Raw genomic sequence first — 23,103 nt, 5'->3', positions numbered from 1 at the left:
CCGCAGAAGTATGCCAACCTGAGGGCATGTCCCTTCCGCACGACGACATCGACCCCGGCGGCCTGCTCGAGTATTCGGTGGTGTTCACCGATCGATCGCTCAACCACATGTCCTCCCGGTTCTCCGGCGTGATGCAAGAGGTGCTCGGAATCCTGCGATCCGCGTACGGCGCGCAGAGCGCCGCGATCGTTCCCGGCGGCGGCACCTATGCGATGGAGTCGGTGGCCCGCCAACTGGCGACCGACCGCCGTGCTCTCGTGCTGCGCAACGGACTCTTCTCCTACCGTTGGTCCCAGATCCTCGAGACCGGGCGCATCACCGACGACGTCACCGTGCTCATGGCACGGCCCGATGACGACTCCGCGCAGGCGACGTGGCGCCCCGCGCCCATCGATGAGGTCGTCGACACGATTCGCGCACAGCGCCCCGAGGTCGTATTCGCCCCGCACGTCGAGACCGCGGCGGGAATGATCCTGCCGGACGACTACCTGCGGGCCGTCGCAGACGCGGTGCACGAGAACGGCGGCCTGTTCGTGCTCGACTGCGTGGCCTCGGGCGCTCTGTGGGTCGACATGACCGCCGTCGGGGTGGATGTGCTCATCAGCGCACCGCAGAAGGGATGGAGCGGATCGCCCGGCGTCGGATACGTGATGCTCGGCGAGGGCGGGGCCGCGGCGGTGGCCGCGACCGAGTCCTCGAGTTTCGCTATGGACCTGAACCGGTGGCTCTGGATCGCGGACGAGTACCGCGCCGGCCGCACGCCGTACCACGCCACCATGCCGACCGACACCCTTGCGCACAACGCAGCGGTGATGGTCGAGACGCAGGATCGCGGATTCGAGGCTCTGCGGACCGCACAGCTCGAACTCGGCGCGAGGGTGCGTGCGCTTCTCGCCGAACACGGGCTGGCATCCGTCGCCGCCGACGAGTTCGCCGCCGCGAGCGTCGTCGTCGTGCACACCGACGACCCCGCGCTGCACAGCGGTGCAGCATTCCGGGAGGCGGGGCTGCAGACCGCGGCGGGGGTGCCGCTGCAGTGCGGCGAGCCGGAATCGTTCTCCACGTTCCGGATCGGCCTGTTCGGCCTCGACAAGCTGGCTGACGTCGATGCCGCCGTGCAGCGGCTGCGCACCGCGCTCGACAGGATCGGCGTCTGAGGCCGCACGCAGCCTCGTCGGTGCTCGGTGCCCCGGGTCCGGCCGCTCTGACGTAGGTTTGACACGTGAAAGCGAACCCCGCGCACCAGCGCGTCCTCCTCGACATCGCCGACGTCGATCAGCGCATCGCGCGCGCGGAGCACGAGCGCACGCATCCGCCGCAGGCCGCGCGCATCTCCGAGCTCGTCGCCGCACGGGCCGAGCAGCTGCGCGAGCTGACGGCCTTCTCCGGGGCACGCGACGATATCAAGGCCGAACTCACCCGTGTCGAATCCGATGTGTCGCTCGCCGAGCAACGCCGCGACCGCGACGCCGAGCGGCTCTCCGCCACGGCGAATCCGAAGGATGCCGTGGCGCTGGAGCAGGAGCTCGCCTCGTTGGCCCGGCGCCTGAGCGACCTGGAGGACCTCGAGCTCGAAGTGATGGAGCGGTTGGAGCAGGCCGAATCCGCCGTCGCCGCCCAGCAGGCGCTGATCGAGTCGACGACGCAGGAGGGCCAGACATTGACCGCGGAGGCGAAGGCGCAGGTGGCCTCGGCGACGACCGCCGGCGAGCAGCTCGCCCGCGACAGGTCGGCCTTCAGCGACTCCGTCGCCCCGTCACTGATGACCGAGTACGACCGGCGCGCGGTGCGCGGCATCGGTGCGGCCCTGCTGCGCCGCGGCACGTGCGAAGGGTGCCGTATGGTGCTCTCGGGCACCGATATGAACCGGATCCGTCAGGCAGAGCCGGACGAGGTCGTCTCGTGCCCCGAATGCGGCTGCATCCTGGTGCGCACGGAGGAGTCCGGACTGTAGAAGCGCCGAACCTGCCGCGGAGTCACTGCTCTTCGTGCGTGCGCGGGTCCGCGTCGAACAGGCGGCCGTCGGGGCGTCCGAGAGCCGTGATCGAGGCGACCTCGTCATCCGTGAGCCGGATCTCCGCCGCCGCGAGGTTCGCCGCCTGGTGCGCGGGATCGGCGGCTTTGGGAATGGCGACGCTGCCGCGCGTGGCGTGCCACGCGAGCACGGCCTGGGCGGGTGTGATGCCGCGAGCGTCGGCGATCGCGGTGACCGCCGGCTCATTCAGCACATCGCCGGCACGCCCGAGCGGGCTCCATGCCTCGGTGACGATGCCGTGCTCCAGGTCGTACGCCAGCTGATCCTCCTGCGGGAAGTACGGGTGCAGCTCGATCTGGTTCACGACGGGGCGCACCCCGGTGACCGACTCGATGCGCTCGAGGTGCTCGGGAAGGAAGTTCGATACGCCGATCTGCCGCACGGTGCCGTTCTCGCGCGCCGCGATGAGCGCCTCCCACGCCTCGACGTACTTGTCGACGCCCGGGTTGGGCCAGTGGATGAGAACGAGGTCGATCGCGTCGACCCCGAGCCGGAACCGGCTCTCCTCGATGGCGGTGCGCGCCCGCTCGGCACCGTGGTGGCGGCCGGCGAGCTTGGTCGTGACGATGATCTCGCTGCGGTCGACGGCCGCACCGGAGACGCCCCAGCCGACGGCGCCCTCGTTCTCGTAGTTGAAGGCGGAATCGACGAGACGGTAGCCGGACTCGATTCCGGCGCGCACGGCATCCGCGCCGGACTCGCCCCAGAACCGGTATGTGCCCAGGCCCTGTGCGGGCAGGGTGAAACCGTTGTGGGCGATGAAGGGATCGCGAGCGCTCATGGCGGCTCCTCTCTGGTGGCGTCCCCTCACGCTAACGCCTGTGACCCGCGCAGGGCGCGGCGCTCGACACGGGGTGCAACACGGCGCGGGGCGACGTCGGTGGCGCGCCGTAGATTCGAGGTGTGCCGGACGAACCCATCGCGTCGATCGTGCTCGGTCGCGAGCGCGACGGATGGTGCGCTGTGCTCAGGGGTGTCGATGAGCGCGAGGTTGCGAGGGCGCGATTCGACGACGAACGCTTCGCCGACGAGGTCGCGCGTCTCGAAGCGGCGGGATCTCCGCGATGGATCGTGCGCAGCGTGCACGACGTGTACCCGCGACTGCTGCGGGCCGGCGTGCGATTGCGCAGGGCGAACGACCTGCTGCTGTGCCACGCGATCCTGCGCGACACCACGCTGCTGACGGCTCCGCTCGATCCCTCGCCGGAATGGATGCGGTCGGCGCCGGTCGCCGAGGTCGAGGATCAGGGACTGTTCTCGCTGACTCCCGAGCGACGGAGCGCCGACGGGATCGACGACGTGCTCGCCGAGCTCGCGCGCCAGGAGGCGGCGCTTGCCCGCGCCCCCGATGCTCGGCTCGCGCTGCTGTGCGCGGCCGAATCGACGGGAGCGCTCATCGCCGAAGAGATGGCGTCGGGCGGTGTTCCGTGGGATGCGGCGGTGCACGATGCGATCCTCACCGCGACGCTGGGGGCGCGGGCATCGCAGGGGTTGCGTCCGGCGAGGATGGCGCAGCTCGCGCGCGACGTGGCCGAGCACCTGGACGAGCCCGGGCTCAACCCCGACAGCGCGGCCCGGCTCCTGCGCGCTCTGCGACGGGCGGGGATCGTCGTGGAGTCCACGTCGCGGTGGGAGCTGGCCGAGATCGCGCATCCCGTGATCGCACCGCTGCTGGAGTACAAGAAGCTCGCGCGGCTGTTCGCGGCGAACGGCTGGGCGTGGCTGGAGGAGTGGGTGCGCGATGGGCGGTTCCGCCCGGTCTACATCCCCGGTGGTGTGGTGACCGGGCGGTGGGCGTCGGCCGGCGGGGGAGCGCTGCAACTGCCTCGCAGCCTGCGGCCCGCGGTGCGCTCCGACCCGGGCTGGATCCTGATCTGCGCCGACGTCGCCCAGCTCGAGCCTCGCGTGCTGGCCGCGATGTCGCAGGATCGTGCGATGGCGCACGCCGCCGCCGGTGCCGATCTGTACGCAGGCGTGGTGCGCTCAGGGGCGGTGGCGACGCGGGAAGAGGCGAAGTACGCCGTGCTCGGAGCGATGTACGGAGCGACGACGGGAGACAGCGGCCGGCTTGTTCCGCAGCTGCGCAAGGTCTTTCCCGCGGCGATGGCACTCGTGGACGCCGCGGCGCGCACGGGGGAGGAGGGCGGACGCGTGGCCACCCTGCTCGGCCGGGGATCGCCCGCACCTGATGCCGAATGGCGCGATGCGCAGTCCGGTGCGAGCGTGCCCACGGCGGGCCCTGCAGAGGAGCAGCGCGCCCGTCGTCGTGCCCGCGACAGGGGCAGGTTCACTCGGAACTTCGTGGTGCAGGGCACGGCGGCGGAATGGTCGCTGCTCTGGCTCGCCGAGATCCGGCATCGCCTCGCGGCACTGCCGGAGGCCCAGACCGCGGCGACACGATCGGGACCGGCGTTCCAGAGCCGGGCGCATCTGGCGTTCTTCCTGCACGACGAGGTGATCGTGCACTGTCCGCGAGAGCTCGCCGATGACGCCGCGCGCATCGTCCGCGAGGCGGCGGAAGCGGCGACGACGCGGCTCTTCCCGTCGTTTCAGATCGAGATCCCCCTCGATCTGACGGTGTCCGAAGACCCGTCGAAGAGATGATCACGCGAACGCCTGCGGCGGTAGGATGAGAAGGCGAACGGGTCGGCCGGACGGTCGCGTGGCGGGAGACCGCACCGAGGAACGTCCGGGCTCCACAGGGCAGGGCGGTGGGTAACACCCACCCGGAGCAATCCGCGAGACAGTGCCACAGAGAGCAGACCGCCGATGCTCAGCCCGGCTGGGCATCGGTAAGGGTGAAAGGGTGGTGTAAGAGACCACCGGGGGCCGTGGTGACGCGGCCCGCCAGGTAAACCTCGCCCGGAGCAAGGTCAGACAGGGGATGACGACGCGGCTCGCCGAGTCCCCGGGTAGACCGCTGGAGCGGCACGGCAACGTGTCGCCGAGAGAGATGACCGTCGAGGGGGCGCGAGCCCCGGAACAGAACCCGGCGTACAGGCCGGCCCGTTCGCATACCTCGGGGGCCGCCCGCCAGGCGGTCCGGTGCTCAGTCCGTGGCGAGTGAGGCGGCGCCGATGATGCCCGCGTTGTTGCGGTGCACCGCGGTGACGATCGGCGTGTTCAGTTCGAGCAGCGGCAGGAACTTCTCCGGATTCTTCGAGACGCCGCCGCCGACGACGAACAGGTCGGGGCTGAACAGGAACTCGACCTGCGAGTAGAACTCCTGCAGGCGCGACGCCCACTCCTCCCAGGACAGGTTCTCGCGCTCCATCGCCGACGAGGCGCACCAGCGCTCGATCGACTCGCCGTTGCGATCCATGTGCCCGAGCTCGGTATTCGGAAGCAGAACGCCGTCGTAGAGGAACGCCGAGCCGATTCCCGTGCCCAGCGTCGTGACGATCGTGAGGCCGCGGGCGTCGCGGGCGGCACCGTGGCGCACTTCGGCGACCCCCGCCGCATCCGCGTCGTTGGCGAAGGCGATCTGCCGGCCGAGTCCGTTCTCGAAGAACCTCTCGGCCCCGAAGTCGATCCATTCGTCGGAGACGTTTGCCGCCGACAGCGTGCGGCCGTGCTTGACGATCGCCGGGAAGGCGACACCGAGGGGGAGGCGCGATTCGGCCACGCCGAGCGTGTCGAGCACTTGCGTGACCGCGGAGAGCACATCCGCGGGCGAGGCGCCCTGGGGAGTGGGCACACGCACGCGGTCGGAGGTCAGTGTGCCGAGATCGAGATCGACGATGCCCGCCTTGATGCCGGTTCCGCCGATGTCTACGCCGATCGCCTGTGCCATGCCTCACAGCCTAGCGATCACGCGCCGCGCCAGTAGGATCGTGACAGTCGATCACGACACCGCCGCACACGAAGGAGCCGCCGTGGAAGACCTCGACCACAAGTACTGGTACAACACCCGCACCGATGAGGTGGAGTACGGGATGATCGCGCCGGCTCCGGACAGGCTCGGCCCGTTCGACACGGCGGAAGAGGCCGCGCGTGCGCCGCAGAAGATCGACGAGCGCGCCAGGGCATGGGCGACGGAAGAGGCGTTGGAGGACGACTGGGGTGCAGCGCCCGGTACCTCGGCGCGCGGCACCGAGGGCCGGGACGGGGCCTGACCCGATGGACAAGCAACGCGACTTCGTGCTGCGCACGATCGAGGAGCGCGGCGTCAAGTTCGTGCGGCTGTGGTTCACCGACGTCACCGGCACGCTCAAATCCGTCGCGATCGCACCGGCCGAGGTCGAGGGGGCGTTCGCCGAGGGGCTGGGCTTCGACGGCTCGGCGATCGAGGGGATGACACGCAGTTTCGAATCAGACCTGCTCGCCCAGCCCGATCCGTCGACGTTCCAGATTCTGCCGTGGCGCGGCGAGATCGACCCGACGGCTCGGATGTTCTGCGACCTCGTGGTGCCGGGCGGGCGACCTGCCGTGGCAGACCCTCGGCACGTGCTCAAGCGCACGCTGGAGAAGGCGGCCGATGCCGGCTTCACGTTCTACACGCATCCCGAGATCGAGTTCTATCTTCTCAAGTCCAAACAGCTGGGGCCGGACGGGCCGGTTCCTGTCGACTCGGCCGGCTACTTCGACAACGTGCCCGGCGGCACGGCCCACGACTTCCGGCGCAGCGCCGTGCGGATGCTGGAGGACCTCGGCATCTCGGTGGAGTACAGCCACCACGAGGGCGGTCCCGGTCAGAACGAGATCGATCTGCGCTACGCGGATGCGCTGACGACCGCCGACAACATCATGACCTTCCGCACCGTGGTCAAGGAGGTCGCGATCGAGCAGGGCGTGTACGCGACGTTCATGCCCAAGCCGATGAGCGATCAGCCCGGAAGCGGCATGCACACGCACATGTCGCTGTTCGAGGGCGATGTGAACGCGTTCTACGACGAGAGCGGCGAGTACCAGCTGTCCCGCACCGGCCGACAGTTCATCGCGGGGCTGCTCAAGCACGCCAACGAGATCTCGGCCGTGACCAACCAGTTCGTCAACTCCTACAAGCGTCTCTGGGGCGGCGACGAAGCACCCAGCTACATCACCTGGGGCCATCAGAACCGTTCTGCCCTCGTGCGCGTGCCGCGGTACAAGCCGAACAAGGGCCAGTCCTCGCGGGTCGAGTATCGGGCGCTCGATTCGGCGGCCAACCCCTACCTGGCGTACGCGCTGCTGCTGGCGGCGGGCCTGAAGGGCATCGAAGAGGGCTACGAGCTGCCCGCCGAGGCGGAGGACAACGTGTGGTCGCTCACCGCGGCCGAACGCCGTGCGCTCGGCTACAAGTCGCTGCCGTCGAGCCTGGAGCATGCACTGGAGTACATGGAGGAGTCCGAGCTGGTCGCCGAGACGCTGGGGGAGCAGGTGTTCAACCACGTGCTGCGCAACAAGCGGCGCGAATGGGAGGCCTACCGCGGGCAGGTGACCCCGTTCGAGCTCAAGAGCAACCTCGAACTGCTCTGATCGGGCTCGGATGCCTCGACCTGATGCCTCCGTCTCCCTGTCCGCGCTGGCTCGGCTCGGGTTCATCGAGCTCGCCGTCGCGGCGCAGTCGCTGACCGAGCTCGCCGAGACGACGGGTCTGGATCGCGGTGAGCTCGTCGACGGACTCATCGCGGCTGATCCGGATGAGGCGCTGGCGGGCCTGCTCCGTGTCGCTCGACGCGCGCCCGATCAGGTGCGCGCGGTGCTGCGCGATCGGGCGGATCGGGGCACGGTGTGGCGCGTGTTCGGCTCGTCACCCGGGCTCGCCGGATTCTTCGAACGCAGACCGGATGAGCTCGAGGCGCTGGCCGGAGCGCACGACGTGCTGCCCACACCCGAGCAGCTCCGCGCGCGCCTGTTCGACGCCGTGGATGCGGTCGACGGTGTCGCGACATCCGGTGACGAAGACGCCCGGGTGGCTCTGCGCGTGGCTTACCGGCGCTGCGTCGCGCAGATCGCCGCCGTCGATCTGCGCGCGGACGATCCGGTCGCGCTCATCGGCCCGGTGTCGGCGGCGCTGGCCGATGCCGCCGCCGCCGCGCTCGACGCCGCCCTCGCCGTCGCGCGGGCAGCAGTGGGCGAAGGGTCCGAGGATGCGTCTCGAGAGCTGGCGCTCACCCGTCTCGCCGTGATCGGCATGGGAAAGACGGGAGCGCGCGAGCTCAACTACATCAGCGACGTCGATGTGATCTTCGTCGGTGGGACGGCTGATGACGACGAACTGCCCGAATCGCGGGCGATCGACCTCGCCACCCGCCTGGCGCGTGAGCTGATGCGGGTGATCTCGGGGATCGAGGCCGAGCCGCCCCTGTGGGAGGTGGATGCGAATCTGCGGCCCGAGGGCAAGCACGGGGCGCTCGTGCGATCGCTGTCGTCGCACCTGAACTATTACGACCGGTGGGCCAAGAGCTGGGAGTTCCAGGCGCAGCTGAAGTCGCGGGCCCTGGCGGGAGACCTCGAGCTCGGGCAGAACTACATCGACGCCCTCCAGCCGCGGGTGTTCTCCAGCGCCGCCCGTGAGGATTTCGTGAGCAGCGTGCAGCGGATGCGCGAGCGCGTGACCGCGCACATCCCGGCTGACGACGTCGCCTACCAGATCAAGCTCGGCCCCGGCGGGCTGCGCGATATCGAGTTCACCGTGCAGCTGCTGCAGCTCGTGCACGGTCTGACCGACGAATCCCTCCGCACGCGGGGCACGCTCGAGTCGCTCGACGCGCTCGTCGAGCGCGGATACATCGGGCGCGCCGAGGCGGCGACCTTCGCCGACGACTACCGGGTGCTGCGCCTGCTCGAGCACCGGTTGCAGCTGCGCGACCTGCAGCGCACGCACCTCATGCCGCGCACGGATGCCGGGCTGCGGGTGCTCGCGCGCGGCACGGGCCTGGCCGACACCGCCCGCGGCATCTGGAAGCGCTGGGAAGAGGTGCGCAGAGAAGTGCGCGACCTGCACACCCGGCTCTTCTACCGACCGCTCCTCAGCGCGGTGGCTGAGCTTCCGGAAGACGAACGCACCCTGTCGACCGCGCAGGCGCGCGATCGGCTGGCGGCGATCGGCTTCCGCGACCCTGCCGGTGCGCTGCGGCACATCGGGGCGCTCACCTCCGGCATCAGCCGCAAGGCCACGATCCAGCGCCATCTCATGCCGATCATGGTGCGCTGGTTCGCCGACGGCGCCGACCCCGACTACGGCCTGCTCGCGTTCCGTCGCATCAGCGAACGGCTGGGGGACACCCCGTGGTTCCTGCGCGTGCTGCGTGATTCCACGGGTGCGGCAGAGAATCTCACCACTCTGCTGTCGTCGTCGCGGTACGTGGGCGAGCTCATGGAGTGGATCCCCGAATCCGTGGCCTGGCTCGACGGCGCCGACCTGCTGCGCCCGCGGTCCCGCGCATCGTTGAACGAGGAGGCGCGGGCGATCCAGACTCGCCATGAGCGCACGGCTGATGCGCTCCGCGCCGTGCGCGCCCTGCGCCGTCGCGAGCTGCTGCGCACCGCGATGGGCGCCGTGCTCGATGTTCTCGGTCTCGACGAGGTCGCCGAAGCCCTCACCGACATCACCGACCTCACCATTCAGGCGGGGCTCCGTGCCGTGCGCCGGGAAGTGGTTCCGCCTGAAGACGACGCGCTCGATTTCGCCGTCATCGGCATGGGCCGCTTCGGGGGTGCGGAGCTCGGGTTCGGCTCTGATGCCGACGTGCTCTACGTGTACGACGCGAACGGCGTCGAGCCGCAGCGTGCCCAGCAACTGGCGCTGAAGATCGTCGCGGGTCTGCGGGAGCACCTCACCGACGCGCGTGTGCCGCTCGAACTCGATGCGGATCTTCGCCCCGAGGGGCGGAAGGGGCCGTTGGCGCGATCGATCACCTCCTACGCCGAGTACTATCGCCGGTGGTCGTTGTCGTGGGAATCGCAGGCCTTGCTGCGTGCGCGGGGCGTGGCGGGCAGCGCGAAGCTCATCGCGCGCTTCGACGAGTTGACTGACGGCCTGCGCTATCCCGCCGAGATCGACCGCGACGCACTGCGCGAGATCAAGCGGATCAAGGCGCGTGTGGAGGGGGAGCGCCTGCCGCAGGGCGCCGAGCCGCGGCGGCATCTCAAGCTGGGCCCCGGCACCATCAGCGATGTGGAATGGCTCGTGCAGATCATCCAGCTCGAGCACGCGCATGCCGTGCCGGCGTTGCGGACGACATCGACGCTGCAGGCGATGCGTGCGGCGGAGGATGCCGGGCTCATCGCCGCGGAGGATGCGCGGCTGCTGCGCGAAGCATGGATCCTGTCGAGCAGACTGCGCTCGGCGATGACGCTGCTGACCGGGCAGACGAAAGATGTGCTCACGTCGGATCTGCAAGAACTGGATGGTGTGGGCCGGATCCTGGGATACGCCGATCGCTCGGCGGGCGACGTCGACGAGAATTATCTCGCCGTCACCCGCCGAGCACGGCGCGTGTTCGAGCGCCTCTTCTACGGCTGAGGTCGGCTCGAGCCGGTCTCCGTTCAGGCGAGGGCGTTGCGCGAGGAGCGGAAGTACTCGTTCGAGGCGGGAAGCCACATGAGCACCACGGCGACGATCGAGAGGATGATCGCGATGATGCCGATCGTGCTGACGCCGGCGAACGCGCTGCCGAGCGAAAGGATCTCGAGGATCGTGATGACGATGCGGGCCCAGTTGCGCCCCGCCTTCATCTTCCACAAGATGAACAGTTCGATCACGACGAGCACGATCAGACCGATCGCGGTGGCGAGCAGGACGCCACCGTTCGCCTGAGTGCCGCCGACGTCGATCGACTGGCCTGAGTTCATCATCGCGATCGCCGCGACGAGGGTGACGATCGCCGCGATGGCGTCGAGGATCAGGCCGAGCAGCAGGATCCAGAAGGCGACCTTCACTGTGGTCGGAGTGGGCATGGGTTTCTCCCCTTCGCGGGGGCTCTGAGTGAGCCCGTCTAGTGATCAGAGTGGCACTGTCCCCTGCCACGAGGGAACGACACGCCGGGCGCGAGAACGCGGAGAGCCCGCCCGCACGATGTGCGGAGCGGGCTCTCGGGACGACGCGGTCTCAGACGCCGAAGTACAGCTCGTACTCGTACGGGTGAGGACGCTGTGCCATCGGCAGGATCTCGTTGTTGTACTTGTAGTCGATCCACGTCTCGATGAGATCTTCGGTGAACACGCCGCCCTCGAGGAGGAAGTCGTGGTCCTTGCGCAGTGCCTCCAGCGAGTCCAACAGCGAGTTGGGCACCTGGGGGATGTTCTTGGCCTCCTCGGGCGGAAGCTCGTAGAGATCCTTGTCGATGGGCTCCATCGGCTCGATGCGGTTGCGGATCCCGTCCAGACCCGCCATGAGCTGGGCGGCGAACGCCAGGTACGGGTTGCCCGAGGCGTCGGGCACTCGGAACTCGATGCGCTTGGCCTTCGGGTTCGATCCGGTCAGCGGGATGCGCACGGCGGCCGAGCGGTTGCCGGCCGAGTAGGCGAGGTTCACCGGCGCCTCGAAGTGCTTGACCAGGCGGTGGTAGCTGTTGAGCGTCGGGTTCGTGAAGGCGAGTACGGCATCCGCGTGCTTGAGCAGGCCGCCGATGTACCAGCGGGCGATGTCGCTGAGCTGCGCGTAGCCGTTCTCGTCGTAGAACAGCGGCTTGCCGTCGCTCCACAGCGACTGGTGCGTGTGCATTCCCGAACCGTTGTCGCCGAACAGGGGCTTCGGCATGAACGTGGCCGTGCGGCCCCACTGCTCGGCGGTGTTCTTGACGATGTACTTGAACTTGAGGATGTCGTCGGCGGCGCGCACCATCGTGTCGAACTTGTAGTTGATCTCGCCCTGGCCCGCGGTGCCGACCTCGTGGTGCGAGCGCTCGACCTTGAGCCCGGCGGCCATGAGCTGCAGCACGATGTCGTCGCGCATGTCGGCGTGCTTGTCGACGGGGGCGACGGGGAAGTATCCGCCCTTGAACGGCGTCTTGTTGCCGAGGTTGCCGCCCTCCTCCTTGCGGCCGGAGTTCCACGCGGCCTCGCTGGAGTCGACCTTGTAGAAGCTCGTCCCGGCCGTGACCTCGTAGCGCACGTCGTCGAAGATGTAGAACTCGGCCTCGGGGGCGAAGAACGCGGTGTCGGCGATACCGGTGGAAGCGAGGTATTTCTCGGCCTTCTTCGCGACCTGGCGCGGATCCTTGGCGTAGACGTCGCCGGTGCGCGGGTTGAAGATGTCGAAGACCATGATGAGGGTCTTCTCCTCGCGATACGGGTCGAGGTACGCGGTGGTGACGTCGGGGATGAGCTGCATGTCCGACTCGTGGATGCTCGCGAACCCGCGGATGGAGGATCCGTCGAAAAGCTGGCCGTCGACGAAGAACTCCTCGTCGACCGTCGATGCGGGGATGTTGAAGTGCTGCTGCACACCGGGCAGATCCGTGAAGCGGATGTCGAGGAACTTGACGTCGTTGTCGCGGATGTACGCGATGACGTCGGCGGGATCGGTGAACATGCATCAACTCCTGAGAGAACGGGATGGGTCGTGCGACCTGCCAGAAGATTATGGGCGGGCCATTACTCCATGGTGTCTGCAATGTTTCCGGCATGTTACATCCGGGCCCGGCGTGTGGCCGAGCCGATGCGTGCGCGGCGTCCGCCACCGTGACATCCAGAGAATAGGCTGGAGCAATGTCCGATGTCGTCCAGAAGTATCCCGGTGAGCGCCTCGGATTCCCCGAGACGGGCTCCGGCAGCGTCGGCCGCATCGGGCGGCGCATCGCCGCGCTCGTCATCGACTACGCCGCGGCGACCATCATCGCCACCGCGTTCTTCGGCTTCCGTCAGTTCGATCTGCCGCAGGAGGCGGGCATCACGCAGTTCATGCCGCTGATGATCTTCGCCGTTCTGCAGATCCTCTTCATCCCCACCATCGGCGGCAGCCCCGGACACCGCATCGTGGGGCTGCGCGTGATCATGCTGCACGGCGGTTGGGTGGGGCTGTGGCGCCCCATCGTGCGCACGCTCCTCATCGTCGTCGTGATCCCCGCGGTGATCTGGGACGCCGATCAGCGCGGACTGCACGACAAGGCCGTCGGAACGGTTCTCGTCCGCAGCTGAGGCCCCGTCGGGTGCTTTTACGTCTGCGGGGCGCGGGGCGCGCGCCGAGCGGACTTGGGCGGCTTGCCGCCGAGGAACGACCGGGCAGGATCCACGAGGAAGCCGCGACGGAGCGCCTCGCGGCCGATGAGCATCCGGAACCCCATCTCGGTGCGGTCGCTGAGCGTGACCTCCGCCTCGATCGCGCGACCGACGAGTGTGACCTCGAGGAGCACCACGAGCCGGCTCTGCGCGTGCCCCGACGAACTGCGCACCTCGCGGCGATCGAGAACCGGGGCCTCCACGGTCACGAGCGCTTCGGACCGCTGCCAGGGTTGCACGTCGAAGCGCACCCAGGGGGCGCCGCCGCGGTCGAACTCCTCCGCGTTCGTCGCGTGCAGCGACGAGCTGCGCGCCCCCGTGTCGATCTTCGCCTTGATCCAGGGAATGCCGACCTCGGAGAGCGCGACCCACTCCCGCCACCCCGTGAGGGTGCTTGAATGAGAGGGCTGTTGCACATCGTCCATCTTGGCAGGAACCCACCGTGAAGCTCGCCGTACTCTCGCGCGCACCCCAGTCGTATTCGACGCAGCGCCTCCGCGCCGCCGCCGAACAGCGCGGCCACACCGTCAAGGTGCTGAACACACTCAGGTTCGCGATCGACCTCACCGGCGATGAGCCCGATCTGCACTTCCGCGGCAAGCGCCTCAGCGACTACGACGCGATCCTGCCGCGCATCGGCAACTCGATCACCTACTTCGGCACGGCTGTGGTGCGCCAGTTCGAGCAGATGGATGTCTACACACCCAACACCGCCAACGGCATCACGAGCGCCCGCGACAAGCTGCGCGCCAACCAGATCCTGTCCCGCCACGGGATCGCTATGCCCCCGACGGCGTTCGTGCGCAACCGCGCCGACGTGCGCCCCGCCATCGAGCGCGTGGGCGGCGCCCCCGTGGTCATCAAACTCCTGGAGGGGACGCAGGGGATTGGCGTGATCCTCGCCCCTCAGGTCAAGGTCGCCGAGGCCATCATCGAGACGCTGCACTCCACGAAGCAGAACGTGCTCATCCAGAAGTTCATCGCCGAGAGCCGCGGGCGCGACATCCGCGCGCTCGTGGTGGGCGATCGCGTGGTCGCGGCGATGCGGCGCGTCGCCCACGGAGACGAGTTCCGCTCCAATGTGCACCGTGGCGGCACTGTCGAAGCCGTTTCGCTGGATCCGCTGTACGAGCAGACCGCGGTGCGGGCCGCGCAGATCATGGGCCTTCGCGTCGCCGGCGTCGACATGCTCGAGGGCGATGACGGCCCGCTCGTCATGGAGGTCAACTCTTCGCCGGGCCTGCAGGGCGTGGAGACGGCGACCGGACTGGATGTCGCGGGCGCCATCATCGACTACATCGGTGCCCAGGTCGCCTTCCCCGAGATCGACGTGCGCCAGCGGCTGAGCGTGTCGACCGGATACGGGGTGGCCGAGCTGTACATGCACGCCGGCGCCGAGCAGGTGGGCAAGAAGCTCGGCGAGCTGGGCCTGTGGGATCGCGACATCACCGTGCTCACCCTGCACCGAGGGGCCACGGTCATCCCGAATCCGCGCAAGCACGTCGTGCTCGAGGCGGGGGACCGGTTGCTGTGCTTCGGCAAACTCGAGGAGATGCGCTCGATGATCCCCGAGCGGCCCCGGCGCCGTGCGAAGGTGCGCAAGCTCCCGAAGGAGCCGCTTCCCGAGCGCGCGGCTGGAGCCTGATCCGATCAGCGCGGGCGCGGGGCGCGAGCCTTCAGCGGGTCGATGCCCTTGGGGATCGGCAGCGACGACAGCGACTGCGACACGGAGTCGATGCGCTTGATGACCGCCGCCATCGTGGTCTTGTCGATCGCCTTCGGCAGCTTCTTGATGGTCTTGGCGAGCTGATCGATCGGTGTGTCATCGTCGCCATGCCCCACGTGCAGCACAGTTACGGGAACGCCCTGGGCCACGCGCAGCGAGCGCGTCTTCTCGTCTTTGATCAGGCGTGTGAGGCGCCCGCGCGAGCCTTCGCCGACCACCACGATGCCGCCGCGCCCGACGGCCCGATAGACGGCATCCTGCGACTTCGGGTTGACGCCCACCGGGGTGTCCGAGGCTTGCCAGCTGCGCCCGAGGCTCGTGCTGAGCACATGGCCGACCGCACCGGGCATCCCATCGATCTTCTTGTACATCGCCTTGGTCGACAGCTGCGTCATGAGGATCATGGCGGCGAGCACGCCGAGCATCAGTCCGGTGATGCCCCACAGGATGATGGACCAGACCTGCAGCGGCGGGATGAGGTAGCCGAGGATGACTCCGACGAGCACGCCGGCGACAAGGATCGCGATCTGCAGCCACGGCAGCCACGGGTACACCTCGCGCGTGAACTTGAAGAGCGACTTGATCTGCGAGAAGAATCCGGGTCGCTTCTCGGGCGCCGAACCACGTTGTGCCATGGATACCAGCCTACCGTCCGCACGCGGGCCATTGCGCGGCTCCTCCTCCCCAGCGGCCTCGTCTGCACGGGTTATGCACGGATACCGGTGACGCGGCTTCGGTGCACCCGTGCAGCGGGTGTGATGGAGCGATGAGCGAGCACAGCACCGCGATGGAGACGCTTCCGTTGAACGCCCACCGGCCGATCCGTCGCATCGGCGCCGGCGAAGGGCCGTTCGAGGGCACCCTGGTCTCCGGTGCGGACGAGACCTTCGTCGCGGTCGACACCGACGCCCTGGCCGGATGGAGCGGCTGGGCGCACGCCGGTGCGCAGCACATCGCCGCACCCGCGAGTCTGTGTCGTGTGCGCGACGGTCATCGCGCGCTGCTGCCGTGGTGTCCGGAACGTCTGCTCACCTTTTTGGCGCGCCGGGATGCGCGAGGCGAGCCGCTGTCGGGAGGCGAACGGAGCACGCTCGTGGCGAGTCTGCTCCGCGGCGTCATCGAGGGATGCGGTACGGCGTCCGCGGAGCCCGTGGGCGATTGGTGGCTCACGGGCAGCGGGCGACCGGTCTTCGTGATCGGCTCCGGCGAGCCGTTGCCGCGCAGCGTGGCGGCGGTGCTCGACCTACTCGCCCCTCGTACTGCTGACCGGGCAACCAAGCGCCTGTTCGCCCGGATCGTCGAGGCGCTGGCCGAACCACGTCGCGTGGCGCACGAAGCAGATCACTGGGAGACCGAGCTGTTCGAGCTCGCCGCCCCGAAGCCACTGCGCACCGGGGAAGCGGCGGACACGGAGGACGGCCGACTCGACACGCGCAGCAGCGTTCTCGTCGAACCTGCCGCGATGAGGGCAGTGCCCGCTCGCCGACCCCTGCGTGCGGATGCCCCGCGATCGCGGCGACGCCGAACGGAGCCGCGCGACGAGTCGTGGCGCGCGGCGGTCGGCGCACGCATCGAGGGCGCCGCCGAGTTCGTGCGTCGTGCGCGGGAAGCGCGCCGTACGAATGGTGTCCCCGACCGGGCTATGGGCGATCCGTATGGCGAGTCGGTCGAAGAGGAGTCCACGCCCCGTCGGTGGACGAAGCCGATGCTGGTCGGTGCGGGAATCGCCGCGGTGCTCGCCGTCGGCGGTGCGCTGTGGCCGTCGTCTCCGCCAGCCGACGCCTCCGTGCCGGCGTCGCCGCCGGTGCCGGCGGCGGCAGCAGCTTCCGATCCTCCACAGACGGAGGCACCGGATGAGGTCGTCGTGCCGCGGACAGCGGGGGAGGCCCTCGTGCGAGCCCCTGCCGACACGACGTCGGCGCGCCCGGACTCCGGTGACACCCCGCTCGCTGCGCTGCCCGCGCTGTTGTCCCAGGCGGAGCTGTGCGCCGACGGAGACGACGACGCCTGTGCGCGGGCCTGGGCGTCGGAGCGTCTCGAGTCGACGGGCCCGAGGCCGATCACCGTCGGAACCGACTCCGCGCCGACCGTGATCGAGGACTACGGAGATCTCGCCGCTCTGCGCATCGCCGGCGGCGATGCGCACCAGATCGTCGTGCTCCTGCGCACCGACGACGGATGGCGGATCCGCGACGTGTACGAGGTCGCAGATCCGCCATCCGAAGAGTCAGCCGGCGATCAGGCTCCGAGCTGAGCGGCGAAGTCGGCCGCCTCGAGGCGCTGCTTGATCGCACCGAGGAAGCGCGCGGCATCGGCCCCGTCGATGATTCGGTGGTCGTACGAGATCGCGAGGTACACGTACGACCGCACGGCGATCGCCTCCGCGCCGTCGACCTTCACGACACCCGGGCGCTTGAACACGACGCCGGTGCCGAGGATCGCGGACTGCGGCAGGAACACGAGCGGCGTGTCGAACAGCGCCCCGCGCGAACCCGTGTTGGTCACGGTGAAGGTGCCGCCGGAGAGCTCGTCGGGCTTCAGCTTGTTGTCGCGCGTACGCGCCGCGAGATCGGCGATCTCGTGCGCGAGCTCGGCGAGGTTCTTCGTCGCGGCGTCGCGCACGACCGGTGTGAGCAGTCCGCGCTCGGTGTCGACGGCGATCGAGATGTTCTCCGACGGCGGGTAGACGATGCTGTCACCGTCGACCGTCGCGTTGATGATCGGGAACGACTGGAGCGCCTCGGCGGCGGCCAGCGTGAAGAACGGCAGGAACGACAGCTTGTCGCCGGTCTTCTCCTGGAACGATGCCTTCACGCTGTCGCGGTACGCGGCGAGGGCCGTGACATCGACCTCGACCACCGTGGTCAGCTGCGCGGTCTGCTGCAGCGACGCCACGGCACGCTCGGAGACCATCTTCCGCAGGCGCGACATCTTCTGCGTCGTGCCGCGAAGCTCGGAGATCTCGCGCTCGGCCGGTGCTGCCGAGGCTGCGGCGGCGCCAGCAGCGGCCGGAGCATCCTTGGCGGCGTTGAGCACGTCTTCCTTGCGGATGCGGCCGCCCACACCGGTTCCGGTGACCGTCGCGAGGTCGATGCCCTGCTGGGCGGCCAGACGACGCACGAGCGGGGTGACGTACAGCTTGTCGCCGGAGTCATCCGACGTCGCCGGAGCGGCCGGCGCAGCAGCGGGAGCCGACGGTGCCGCCGCGGGAGCCGACGGTGCCGCCGCGGCGGGAGCCGGAGCCTCGGCGGGAGCCGATGGTGCAGCGGCAGCAGGGGCCTCTTCTTCCTCCGCGGGCGCCTCTTCCTTCTGCGCAGAGGGCTCGGCGGGAGCCGAGTCCTGAGAAGGGGCGGGCTCCGCAGTGGGAGTCGGCGCGGCTCCGCTGCCGATCCGCGCCAGCACGGCGCCGATCTCCACGGTCTCGTCCTCTGCAGCCACGATCTCCTGGACGATGCCCGCGACGGGTGAGGGGATCTCGGTGTCGACCTTGTCGGTGGAGATCTCCAGCAGCGGCTCGTCGACCTCGACGGAATCGCCGACCTCCTTGAGCCAGCGGGTAACTGTGCCCTCGGTCACGCTCTCGCCCAGCTCAGGAAGGCGCACATCGGTCGCGTCTCCCGACGGGGCATTCGCATCGGAGCTCTGTGCCGGAGCGTCGGCGGCGGGTGCCTCCGTCGTGGGTGCCTCGGCAGCCGGCGCGGACTCAGGCTGCTCCGCCTCAGCAGGCTGCTCCGCCTCAGCAGGCTGCTCCGCCTCAGCAGGCTGCTCGGTCGACGGCTGCTCGGCCGCGGGCGCGTCGTCAGATGAGCTCGCACCGCTGCCGTCGCCGATCTTCGCCAGGACGGCGCCGATCTCTACCGTGTCGTCCTCGTTGACGAGGATCTCTTCCAGCACGCCCGCGACGGGCGAGGGGATCTCGGTGTCGACCTTGTCGGTCGAGATCTCGAGAAGGCCCTCATCGGCCTGCACGGTCTCACCGACCTGCTTGAGCCAACGGGTGACCGTTCCCTCGGTGACGCTCTCTCCGAGAGCGGGGAGGACCACGGATGTGCTCATGACGGAGTCTCCTTAAGGATGTTCGTGACTTTTCAAGCTTAGTGACCTGTGCGACTTGTCGCGCACGTTGCCTACAACCCGTGGAGAGGCTTGCCCGCGAGGGCCAGGAACGCCTCGCCGAGAGCTTCGCTCTGGGTCGGATGCGCGTGGATGAGGGGAGCGAGGTCGTCGGGGTGCGCCTCCCAGCTCACGGCGAGTTGCCCTTCGGTGATGAGCTCGCCGACGCGATCGCCCAGCAGGTGCACACCGATCACGGGCCCGTCCTTGCGGCGCACGACCTTGACCACGCCGGACGTGCCGAGGATCTCGCTGCGCCCGTTGCCCGCGAGGTTGTACTCGTACGCGACGATCCCGTCGGCGCCGTGCTCGGCGATGGCGGCCTCCTCGGTGACGCCCACCGAGGCGACCTCGGGATGCGAGTACGTGATCCGAGGGATCTGCTGTTCGGGCACAGGAGCGGGCGAGAGGCCCGCGATCCGCTCGGCGACCGCGATCCCCTGCAGGAACCCGCGATGCGCGAGCTGGAGTCCGGGGACGATGTCGCCGACGGCCCAGACCCGTTCGACCGAGGTGCGCAGGTCGGCATCGGTCTGCACGAAGCCGCGCTCCATGGTGACGCCCGCCTCTTCGAAGCCGAGGCCGGCCGTGGCGGGGCCGCGCCCGACGGCCACGAGCAGGAGATCGGCCTCGAGGACTGTGCCGTCCTCGAGCGTGACGGTGACGGCGTCGTCGCTCTGCTCCGCCTTCTCGAAGCGCACGCCGAGAGACGAGGCGATGCCGCGACGGCGGAACGCCCGCTCCAGCCCCTTGCTCAGCGTGATGTCTTCGTTGGGCACGAGGTGCGGCAGCGCTTCGACGATGGTCACCTCGACGCCCAGCGCGCGCCACGCGCTGGCGAACTCGACGCCGATCACGCCGCCGCCGAGGATGATCGCCTTGGAGGGCAGCTCGTCCAGGGCGAGGGCCTGCTCGCTGGCGATGATGCGCCCGCCGAGCTCGAGCCCGGGCAGCGTGCGGGTGTACGAGCCGGTGGCGAGCACGACGTCGGTGCCGGTCCAGGAGTCGTCGCCGACACGGATCGAGCGATCGGGCTGCAGCACCCCCTCACCCTCCACGACGGTGATCTTTCGGGCGGCGATGAGGCCCTGCAACCCCTTGTACTTCTTGGCGACGATCCCTTCGCGGAAGGCACGTGCGCCCGCGGGGTCGACGCCGTCGAGGGTGGCGTTCACGCCGACGGATGCCGCGTCGCGCACGTTCTGCGCGATCTCGGCCGTGTGCAGCAGGGCCTTCGTGGGGATGCAGCCGCGATGCAGGCAGGTGCCGCCGACCTTGTCCTTCTCGATGAGCACGACGCTCTTGCCCAATTCTGCGGCGCGCAGTGCTGCGGCGTACCCGCCGCTGCCGCCGCCGAGCACGACGACGTCGGCGGTGCCCCCGGTCATGCCTCGGCTCCGGATGCTCGGGTCTCGGCGAGGGCGACGAGCGTGCGGACCATCGCGCCCGTCGCGCCCTTGCCGGTGAAGCCGTAGGGCGAGCCGCTGTGCTCGGACGAGCCGGCGATGTCGAGGTGGGCCCACGGGATGCGCGGGGCGTCCGCGTCGTCGGAGGTGCGTCCGACGAAACGACGCAGGAACAGCCCGGCGAACAGCGAACCGCCCGCACGGTCGCCGATCTTGGCGTTGACCATGTCGGCGATGGGTGACTTCAGGTCGTCTTCCATGTAGTCCGGCAGAGGCATCGGCCAGGCGAGCTCGCCTTCCACGGTGGCGGCGGCGAGCACCTCCTGCACGCTGTCGTCGTCGCCGAAGACGCCTGTGTGGCGCATGCCGAGCGAGACGACGATCGCACCGGTGAGGGTGGCGACGTCGACGATGAGATCGGGGTGCTCACGGCTCGCAGCGACGAGTCCGTCGCCGAGCACGAGCCGGCCCTCGGCGTCGGTGTTCAGCACCTCGACCGTGGTCCCGCCGAGCATCCGCAGCACGTCGCCGGGGCGGATGGCGCGGCCGGAGGGCATGTTGTCGGCGATGCACAGCCAGGAGGTGATGCGCACCAGCAGTCCGAGCGCGGCGACGGCGCGCACCGCGGCGAGAACGCTGGCGGCGCCGGTCATGTCGGTCTTCATCCCGACCATGCCGGCCGGTGGCTTGAGCGACAGGCCGCCGGTGTCGAAGGTGATCCCCTTGCCGACGAGCGCGATGTGCGAGACGGCGTTCTCAGGGGAGTAGTCCAGCTTCACCAGGCGGGGTGGGCGTTCCGAGCCTTGTCCTACGCCGAGGATTCCGCCGAATCCCTCGTCGGCGAGCCGGCTCTCATCCCACACGTCCACTGCGATGGGGAGCCCATCGACGGCTGCGACGGCGCGTTCGGCGAGGTCATCGGGGCCGAGCCATTCGGCGGGGGTGGTGACGAGGTCCTTGGTCAGGGCGACGGCGTCGGCGAGGATGACGGCGCGTGCGACGGCCGCATCCGACAGGTCGGCGTGCAGGACGACGGTCTTCGCGCGCCCCGGCTCGTCGCCGGAGCGGTAGTCGTCGAACCGGTAGCCGCCCAGCAGCGCGCCCTCCGCCGCGGCGACCGCGAACGGACGGATGTCATCGGCCAGCAGCACGCTGACGCGGTCGAACCCGGTCAGCGTGCGCAGCGCGGCTCCGGCGGCTCCGCGCACGAGCGAGGCGTCGGGATCCGGGCCGGTGCTGGCCACCAGCACTGGGAGGTCGGTCACCTCGGGCGCGGGAACGCGCGCCGTCGAACCGGCGGTGTAGGTGAAGCCGATCGATCCGAGCGGGGCGGCGACCGCCTCGAAGGGGGAGAGAGACGAAGCGGAGTCGGAATCGCCGGATACGAGCAGGACGACCGCGTCCGCATTCGCATCCGCCGGAGCTCCTTGTGAGAGCTCGAGCGCAGGAGTGGTCATGATCTCCATCTTAGGTTCGGGGTGCTGCGCGCAGGCGGGTGCCGAGGGAGGCGTGTTCGCTCTCAGCGCGCATCGGGGCCGGACGTCGCCGCCGACTCGTAGCATGGAGTCATGCCCTACTCCGGAGAACTGTTCGACCGCGTCGTGGGCGCGCCGATCGTCCCCGACGGCCTCCCGCTCCTCATCCTGCTCACCGGGTTCACGGACGCCGGGTCGGCAGTGTCGGGTCTCATCGACCACCTGCGTGAGAGCGCGTCTCCGCAGCCGCTGGCAGTCTTCGACAACGACGCCCTGCTCGATTACCGCGCCCGCCGCCCCATCGCCTACTTCGATCAGGATCACATCGCGGAGTACCGGCCCTCGCGGCTCGAGCTCTCGCTGGCCAAGGATGCGCTCGGGCAGTCGTTCCTCCTGCTTGCCGGCTACGAGCCCGACTTCGCCTGGAACGCCTTCGGCGACACGGTGATCGAACTCGCCGAGGAGTACGGCACGTCGTCGGTGAGCTGGGCGCACGCCATCGCGATGCCGGTTCCGCACACGCGACCCTTCGGGACGACGGTGAGCGGGAACCGTGCCGACCTCATCGCCGCGCACTCGGTCTGGAAGCCGCGCACCCAGGTGCCCGCGACGGCCGGCCACATGCTGGAGTACCGCTTCGCGCAGCAGGGCGCGCGCACGGTCGGCTTCGTGCTGCTCGTGCCGCACTACCTGGCCGACACCGAGCATCCGGGTGCGGCGCTCACGCTCGCCGATCGCCTCATGGCCGCAACGGGGCTCGTGCTCGACACCGACGGACTGCGCGCTGAGCAGGCCGAGTACCTCTCCCGTGTGGAGGAGCAGGTGCGCGGCAACGACGAGCTCACGCAGATGCTCGTCACGCTGGAGCAGCGGCACGACGCCTACATGTCGGGCATGGAGCAGTCCGATCCCGCCGATTTCGACGAGGGTGCGCTGCCCAGTGCCGATGAGCTCGCGGCGGAGCTCGAGCGTTTTCTCGCCTCGCGCCCCTCGGGCGACGACGACAAGCCCGGGCGCTCCTGACCCCGTGCGCGCGTGACGAGCGCGGCCTGCGCGTTTCGGACGCCGGCGCGCTCGGGATGTGAGATACTGGAGCATCGACCCGTTGTCAACCGGTCATCGTTCGCGATGCAGGACTTGACAAGGGTCTTACTAGTGTCCGAAATGGCCCGGGGCGCCCGCACGCCCCGTGAAAGGCGAAAC

Annotated in this window: 19 protein-coding genes and 1 other RNA gene; 11 read left to right on the top strand and 9 right to left on the bottom strand. The window is 69.3% G+C overall.

Annotation, left to right across the window (positions count from 1 at the left end; all coding sequences use genetic code 11):
* Window positions 1-26 precede the first annotated feature (26 nt).
* Window positions 27-1,157 carry a pyridoxal-phosphate-dependent aminotransferase family protein gene (locus BKA02_RS13175; protein WP_179434694.1) on the top strand — a complete coding sequence of 377 codons (1,131 nt, stop codon included), beginning with the start codon at window positions 27-29 and terminating at the stop codon, window positions 1,155-1,157.
* A gap of 65 nt (window positions 1,158-1,222) precedes the next feature.
* Window positions 1,223-1,954 (top strand): CT398-like coiled coil hairpin domain-containing protein, encoded by a 732-nt coding sequence (locus tag BKA02_RS13170; protein ID WP_179434692.1) that lies wholly within the window; start codon window positions 1,223-1,225, stop codon window positions 1,952-1,954.
* Between the two features lie 22 nt (window positions 1,955-1,976).
* Here BKA02_RS13170 and BKA02_RS13165 read toward each other — a convergent pair whose 3' ends face one another.
* Window positions 1,977-2,816 carry an aldo/keto reductase gene (locus BKA02_RS13165; protein ID WP_179434690.1) on the bottom strand — a complete coding sequence of 280 codons (840 nt, stop codon included), beginning with the start codon at window positions 2,814-2,816 and terminating at the stop codon, window positions 1,977-1,979.
* Window positions 2,817-2,938: 122 nt separating this feature from the next.
* On the opposite strand from BKA02_RS13165, the gene BKA02_RS13160 reads away from it, so the two are divergent.
* Window positions 2,939-4,639 carry a bifunctional 3'-5' exonuclease/DNA polymerase gene (locus BKA02_RS13160; protein ID WP_343045421.1) on the top strand — a complete coding sequence of 567 codons (1,701 nt, stop codon included), beginning with the start codon at window positions 2,939-2,941 and terminating at the stop codon, window positions 4,637-4,639.
* 38 nt (window positions 4,640-4,677) lie between these two features.
* An RNA gene (rnpB, locus tag BKA02_RS13155) (RNase P RNA component class A) lies at window positions 4,678-5,048 on the top strand.
* A gap of 36 nt (window positions 5,049-5,084) precedes the next feature.
* On the opposite strand, the gene ppgK is transcribed toward rnpB, so the two are convergent.
* Window positions 5,085-5,828 carry a polyphosphate--glucose phosphotransferase gene (gene ppgK, locus BKA02_RS13150; RefSeq protein WP_179434688.1) on the bottom strand — a complete coding sequence of 248 codons (744 nt, stop codon included), beginning with the start codon at window positions 5,826-5,828 and terminating at the stop codon, window positions 5,085-5,087.
* Between the two features lie 40 nt (window positions 5,829-5,868).
* Between ppgK and BKA02_RS14445 the strand changes: the two genes are divergently transcribed.
* From BKA02_RS14445 to BKA02_RS13135, 3 genes are read left to right on the top strand one after another with little or no spacing between them, the layout of a single operon-like run.
* Complete coding sequence (locus BKA02_RS14445) at window positions 5,869-6,150, top strand: SPOR domain-containing protein (protein WP_246286031.1); 282 nt, start codon at window positions 5,869-5,871, stop codon at window positions 6,148-6,150.
* Window positions 6,151-6,154: 4 nt separating this feature from the next.
* Window positions 6,155-7,492, top strand: a complete 1,338-nt coding sequence (locus tag BKA02_RS13140; RefSeq protein WP_179434686.1) for a glutamine synthetase family protein — start codon at window positions 6,155-6,157, stop codon at window positions 7,490-7,492.
* Between the two features lie 10 nt (window positions 7,493-7,502).
* Window positions 7,503-10,484 carry a bifunctional [glutamine synthetase] adenylyltransferase/[glutamine synthetase]-adenylyl-L-tyrosine phosphorylase gene (locus tag BKA02_RS13135; RefSeq protein WP_179434684.1) on the top strand — a complete coding sequence of 994 codons (2,982 nt, stop codon included), beginning with the start codon at window positions 7,503-7,505 and terminating at the stop codon, window positions 10,482-10,484.
* 23 nt (window positions 10,485-10,507) lie between these two features.
* Here the strand turns inward: BKA02_RS13135 and BKA02_RS13130 are convergent, their stop codons facing one another.
* Together BKA02_RS13130 and glnA are read right to left on the bottom strand one after the other, a co-directional pair.
* Complete coding sequence (locus BKA02_RS13130) at window positions 10,508-10,918, bottom strand: hypothetical protein (RefSeq protein ID WP_179434682.1); 411 nt, start codon at window positions 10,916-10,918, stop codon at window positions 10,508-10,510.
* Between the two features lie 151 nt (window positions 10,919-11,069).
* Window positions 11,070-12,494: a type I glutamate--ammonia ligase gene (gene glnA, locus BKA02_RS13125; protein WP_179434680.1), complete on the bottom strand. Its 1,425-nt coding sequence runs from the start codon at window positions 12,492-12,494 to the stop codon at window positions 11,070-11,072.
* A gap of 176 nt (window positions 12,495-12,670) precedes the next feature.
* Here glnA and BKA02_RS13120 point away from each other — a divergent pair, with 176 nt between their 5' ends.
* The gene (locus tag BKA02_RS13120) at window positions 12,671-13,099 is read left to right on the top strand and encodes an RDD family protein (protein WP_179434678.1); all 429 of its coding nucleotides are present in this window, start codon (window positions 12,671-12,673) and stop codon (window positions 13,097-13,099) included.
* Between the two features lie 17 nt (window positions 13,100-13,116).
* Here the strand turns inward: BKA02_RS13120 and BKA02_RS13115 are convergent, their stop codons facing one another.
* Entirely contained in the window at window positions 13,117-13,605 is a 489-nt protein-coding gene (locus BKA02_RS13115; RefSeq protein ID WP_179434676.1) for an ATP-dependent zinc protease family protein, read from the bottom strand.
* Window positions 13,606-13,622: 17 nt separating this feature from the next.
* Here BKA02_RS13115 and BKA02_RS13110 point away from each other — a divergent pair, with 17 nt between their 5' ends.
* Entirely contained in the window at window positions 13,623-14,825 is a 1,203-nt protein-coding gene (locus BKA02_RS13110) for a RimK family alpha-L-glutamate ligase (protein WP_179434674.1), read from the top strand.
* A 5-nt stretch (window positions 14,826-14,830) separates the two neighbouring features.
* On the opposite strand, the gene BKA02_RS13105 is transcribed toward BKA02_RS13110, so the two are convergent.
* A complete protein-coding gene (locus BKA02_RS13105) occupies window positions 14,831-15,541 on the bottom strand; it encodes a DUF4191 family protein (protein ID WP_179434672.1) in 711 nt (236 codons plus the stop codon).
* A 131-nt stretch (window positions 15,542-15,672) separates the two neighbouring features.
* On the opposite strand from BKA02_RS13105, the gene BKA02_RS13100 reads away from it, so the two are divergent.
* Complete coding sequence (locus tag BKA02_RS13100) at window positions 15,673-17,160, top strand: hypothetical protein (protein ID WP_179434670.1); 1,488 nt, start codon at window positions 15,673-15,675, stop codon at window positions 17,158-17,160.
* On the opposite strand, the gene sucB is transcribed toward BKA02_RS13100, so the two are convergent.
* The 3 genes from sucB to BKA02_RS13085 form a co-directional block, all read right to left on the bottom strand.
* Complete coding sequence (gene sucB / locus BKA02_RS13095; protein WP_179434668.1) at window positions 17,145-18,962, bottom strand: 2-oxoglutarate dehydrogenase, E2 component, dihydrolipoamide succinyltransferase; 1,818 nt, start codon at window positions 18,960-18,962, stop codon at window positions 17,145-17,147. The genes BKA02_RS13100 and sucB overlap by 16 nt on opposite strands.
* Window positions 18,963-19,033: 71 nt before the next feature.
* The gene (gene lpdA, locus BKA02_RS13090) at window positions 19,034-20,407 is read right to left on the bottom strand and encodes a dihydrolipoyl dehydrogenase (RefSeq protein WP_179434666.1); all 1,374 of its coding nucleotides are present in this window, start codon (window positions 20,405-20,407) and stop codon (window positions 19,034-19,036) included.
* On the bottom strand, window positions 20,404-21,882 hold the full coding sequence (locus BKA02_RS13085; RefSeq protein ID WP_179434665.1) for a leucyl aminopeptidase: 1,479 nt from the start codon (window positions 21,880-21,882) through the stop codon (window positions 20,404-20,406). Before BKA02_RS13085 ends, lpdA begins: the two co-directional genes overlap by 4 nt.
* Window positions 21,883-21,993: 111 nt before the next feature.
* Between BKA02_RS13085 and BKA02_RS13080 the strand changes: the two genes are divergently transcribed.
* Complete coding sequence (locus tag BKA02_RS13080) at window positions 21,994-22,923, top strand: proteasome assembly chaperone family protein (protein WP_179434664.1); 930 nt, start codon at window positions 21,994-21,996, stop codon at window positions 22,921-22,923.
* Window positions 22,924-23,103 lie beyond the last annotated feature (180 nt).

Source organism: Microbacterium pseudoresistens (genome assembly GCF_013409745.1).
Taxonomy (GTDB): domain Bacteria; phylum Actinomycetota; class Actinomycetes; order Actinomycetales; family Microbacteriaceae; genus Microbacterium; species Microbacterium pseudoresistens.
This window is presented reverse-complemented; position numbering and strand designations above follow the sequence as displayed.

What these genes read in the sequence shown, in the direction of transcription:
- BKA02_RS13165 (WP_179434690.1), bottom strand. Translation starts at nt 2,816, where the DNA reads ATGAGCGCTCGCGATCCCTTCATCGCCCACAACGGTTTCACCCTGCCC.
- BKA02_RS13175 (WP_179434694.1), top strand. Translation starts at nt 27, where the DNA reads ATGTCCCTTCCGCACGACGACATCGACCCCGGCGGCCTGCTCGAGTAT.
- glnA (WP_179434680.1), bottom strand. Translation starts at nt 12,494, where the DNA reads ATGTTCACCGATCCCGCCGACGTCATCGCGTACATCCGCGACAACGAC.
- BKA02_RS13105 (WP_179434672.1), bottom strand. Translation starts at nt 15,541, where the DNA reads ATGGCACAACGTGGTTCGGCGCCCGAGAAGCGACCCGGATTCTTCTCG.
- BKA02_RS13080 (WP_179434664.1), top strand. Translation starts at nt 21,994, where the DNA reads ATGCCCTACTCCGGAGAACTGTTCGACCGCGTCGTGGGCGCGCCGATC.
- lpdA (WP_179434666.1), bottom strand. Translation starts at nt 20,407, where the DNA reads ATGACCGGGGGCACCGCCGACGTCGTCGTGCTCGGCGGCGGCAGCGGC.
- BKA02_RS13140 (WP_179434686.1), top strand. Translation starts at nt 6,155, where the DNA reads ATGGACAAGCAACGCGACTTCGTGCTGCGCACGATCGAGGAGCGCGGC.
- BKA02_RS13120 (WP_179434678.1), top strand. Translation starts at nt 12,671, where the DNA reads ATGTCCGATGTCGTCCAGAAGTATCCCGGTGAGCGCCTCGGATTCCCC.
- ppgK (WP_179434688.1), bottom strand. Translation starts at nt 5,828, where the DNA reads ATGGCACAGGCGATCGGCGTAGACATCGGCGGAACCGGCATCAAGGCG.
- BKA02_RS13130 (WP_179434682.1), bottom strand. Translation starts at nt 10,918, where the DNA reads ATGCCCACTCCGACCACAGTGAAGGTCGCCTTCTGGATCCTGCTGCTC.
- BKA02_RS13100 (WP_179434670.1), top strand. Translation starts at nt 15,673, where the DNA reads ATGAGCGAGCACAGCACCGCGATGGAGACGCTTCCGTTGAACGCCCAC.
- BKA02_RS13135 (WP_179434684.1), top strand. Translation starts at nt 7,503, where the DNA reads ATGCCTCGACCTGATGCCTCCGTCTCCCTGTCCGCGCTGGCTCGGCTC.
- sucB (WP_179434668.1), bottom strand. Translation starts at nt 18,962, where the DNA reads ATGAGCACATCCGTGGTCCTCCCCGCTCTCGGAGAGAGCGTCACCGAG.
- BKA02_RS13085 (WP_179434665.1), bottom strand. Translation starts at nt 21,882, where the DNA reads ATGACCACTCCTGCGCTCGAGCTCTCACAAGGAGCTCCGGCGGATGCG.
- BKA02_RS13115 (WP_179434676.1), bottom strand. Translation starts at nt 13,605, where the DNA reads ATGGACGATGTGCAACAGCCCTCTCATTCAAGCACCCTCACGGGGTGG.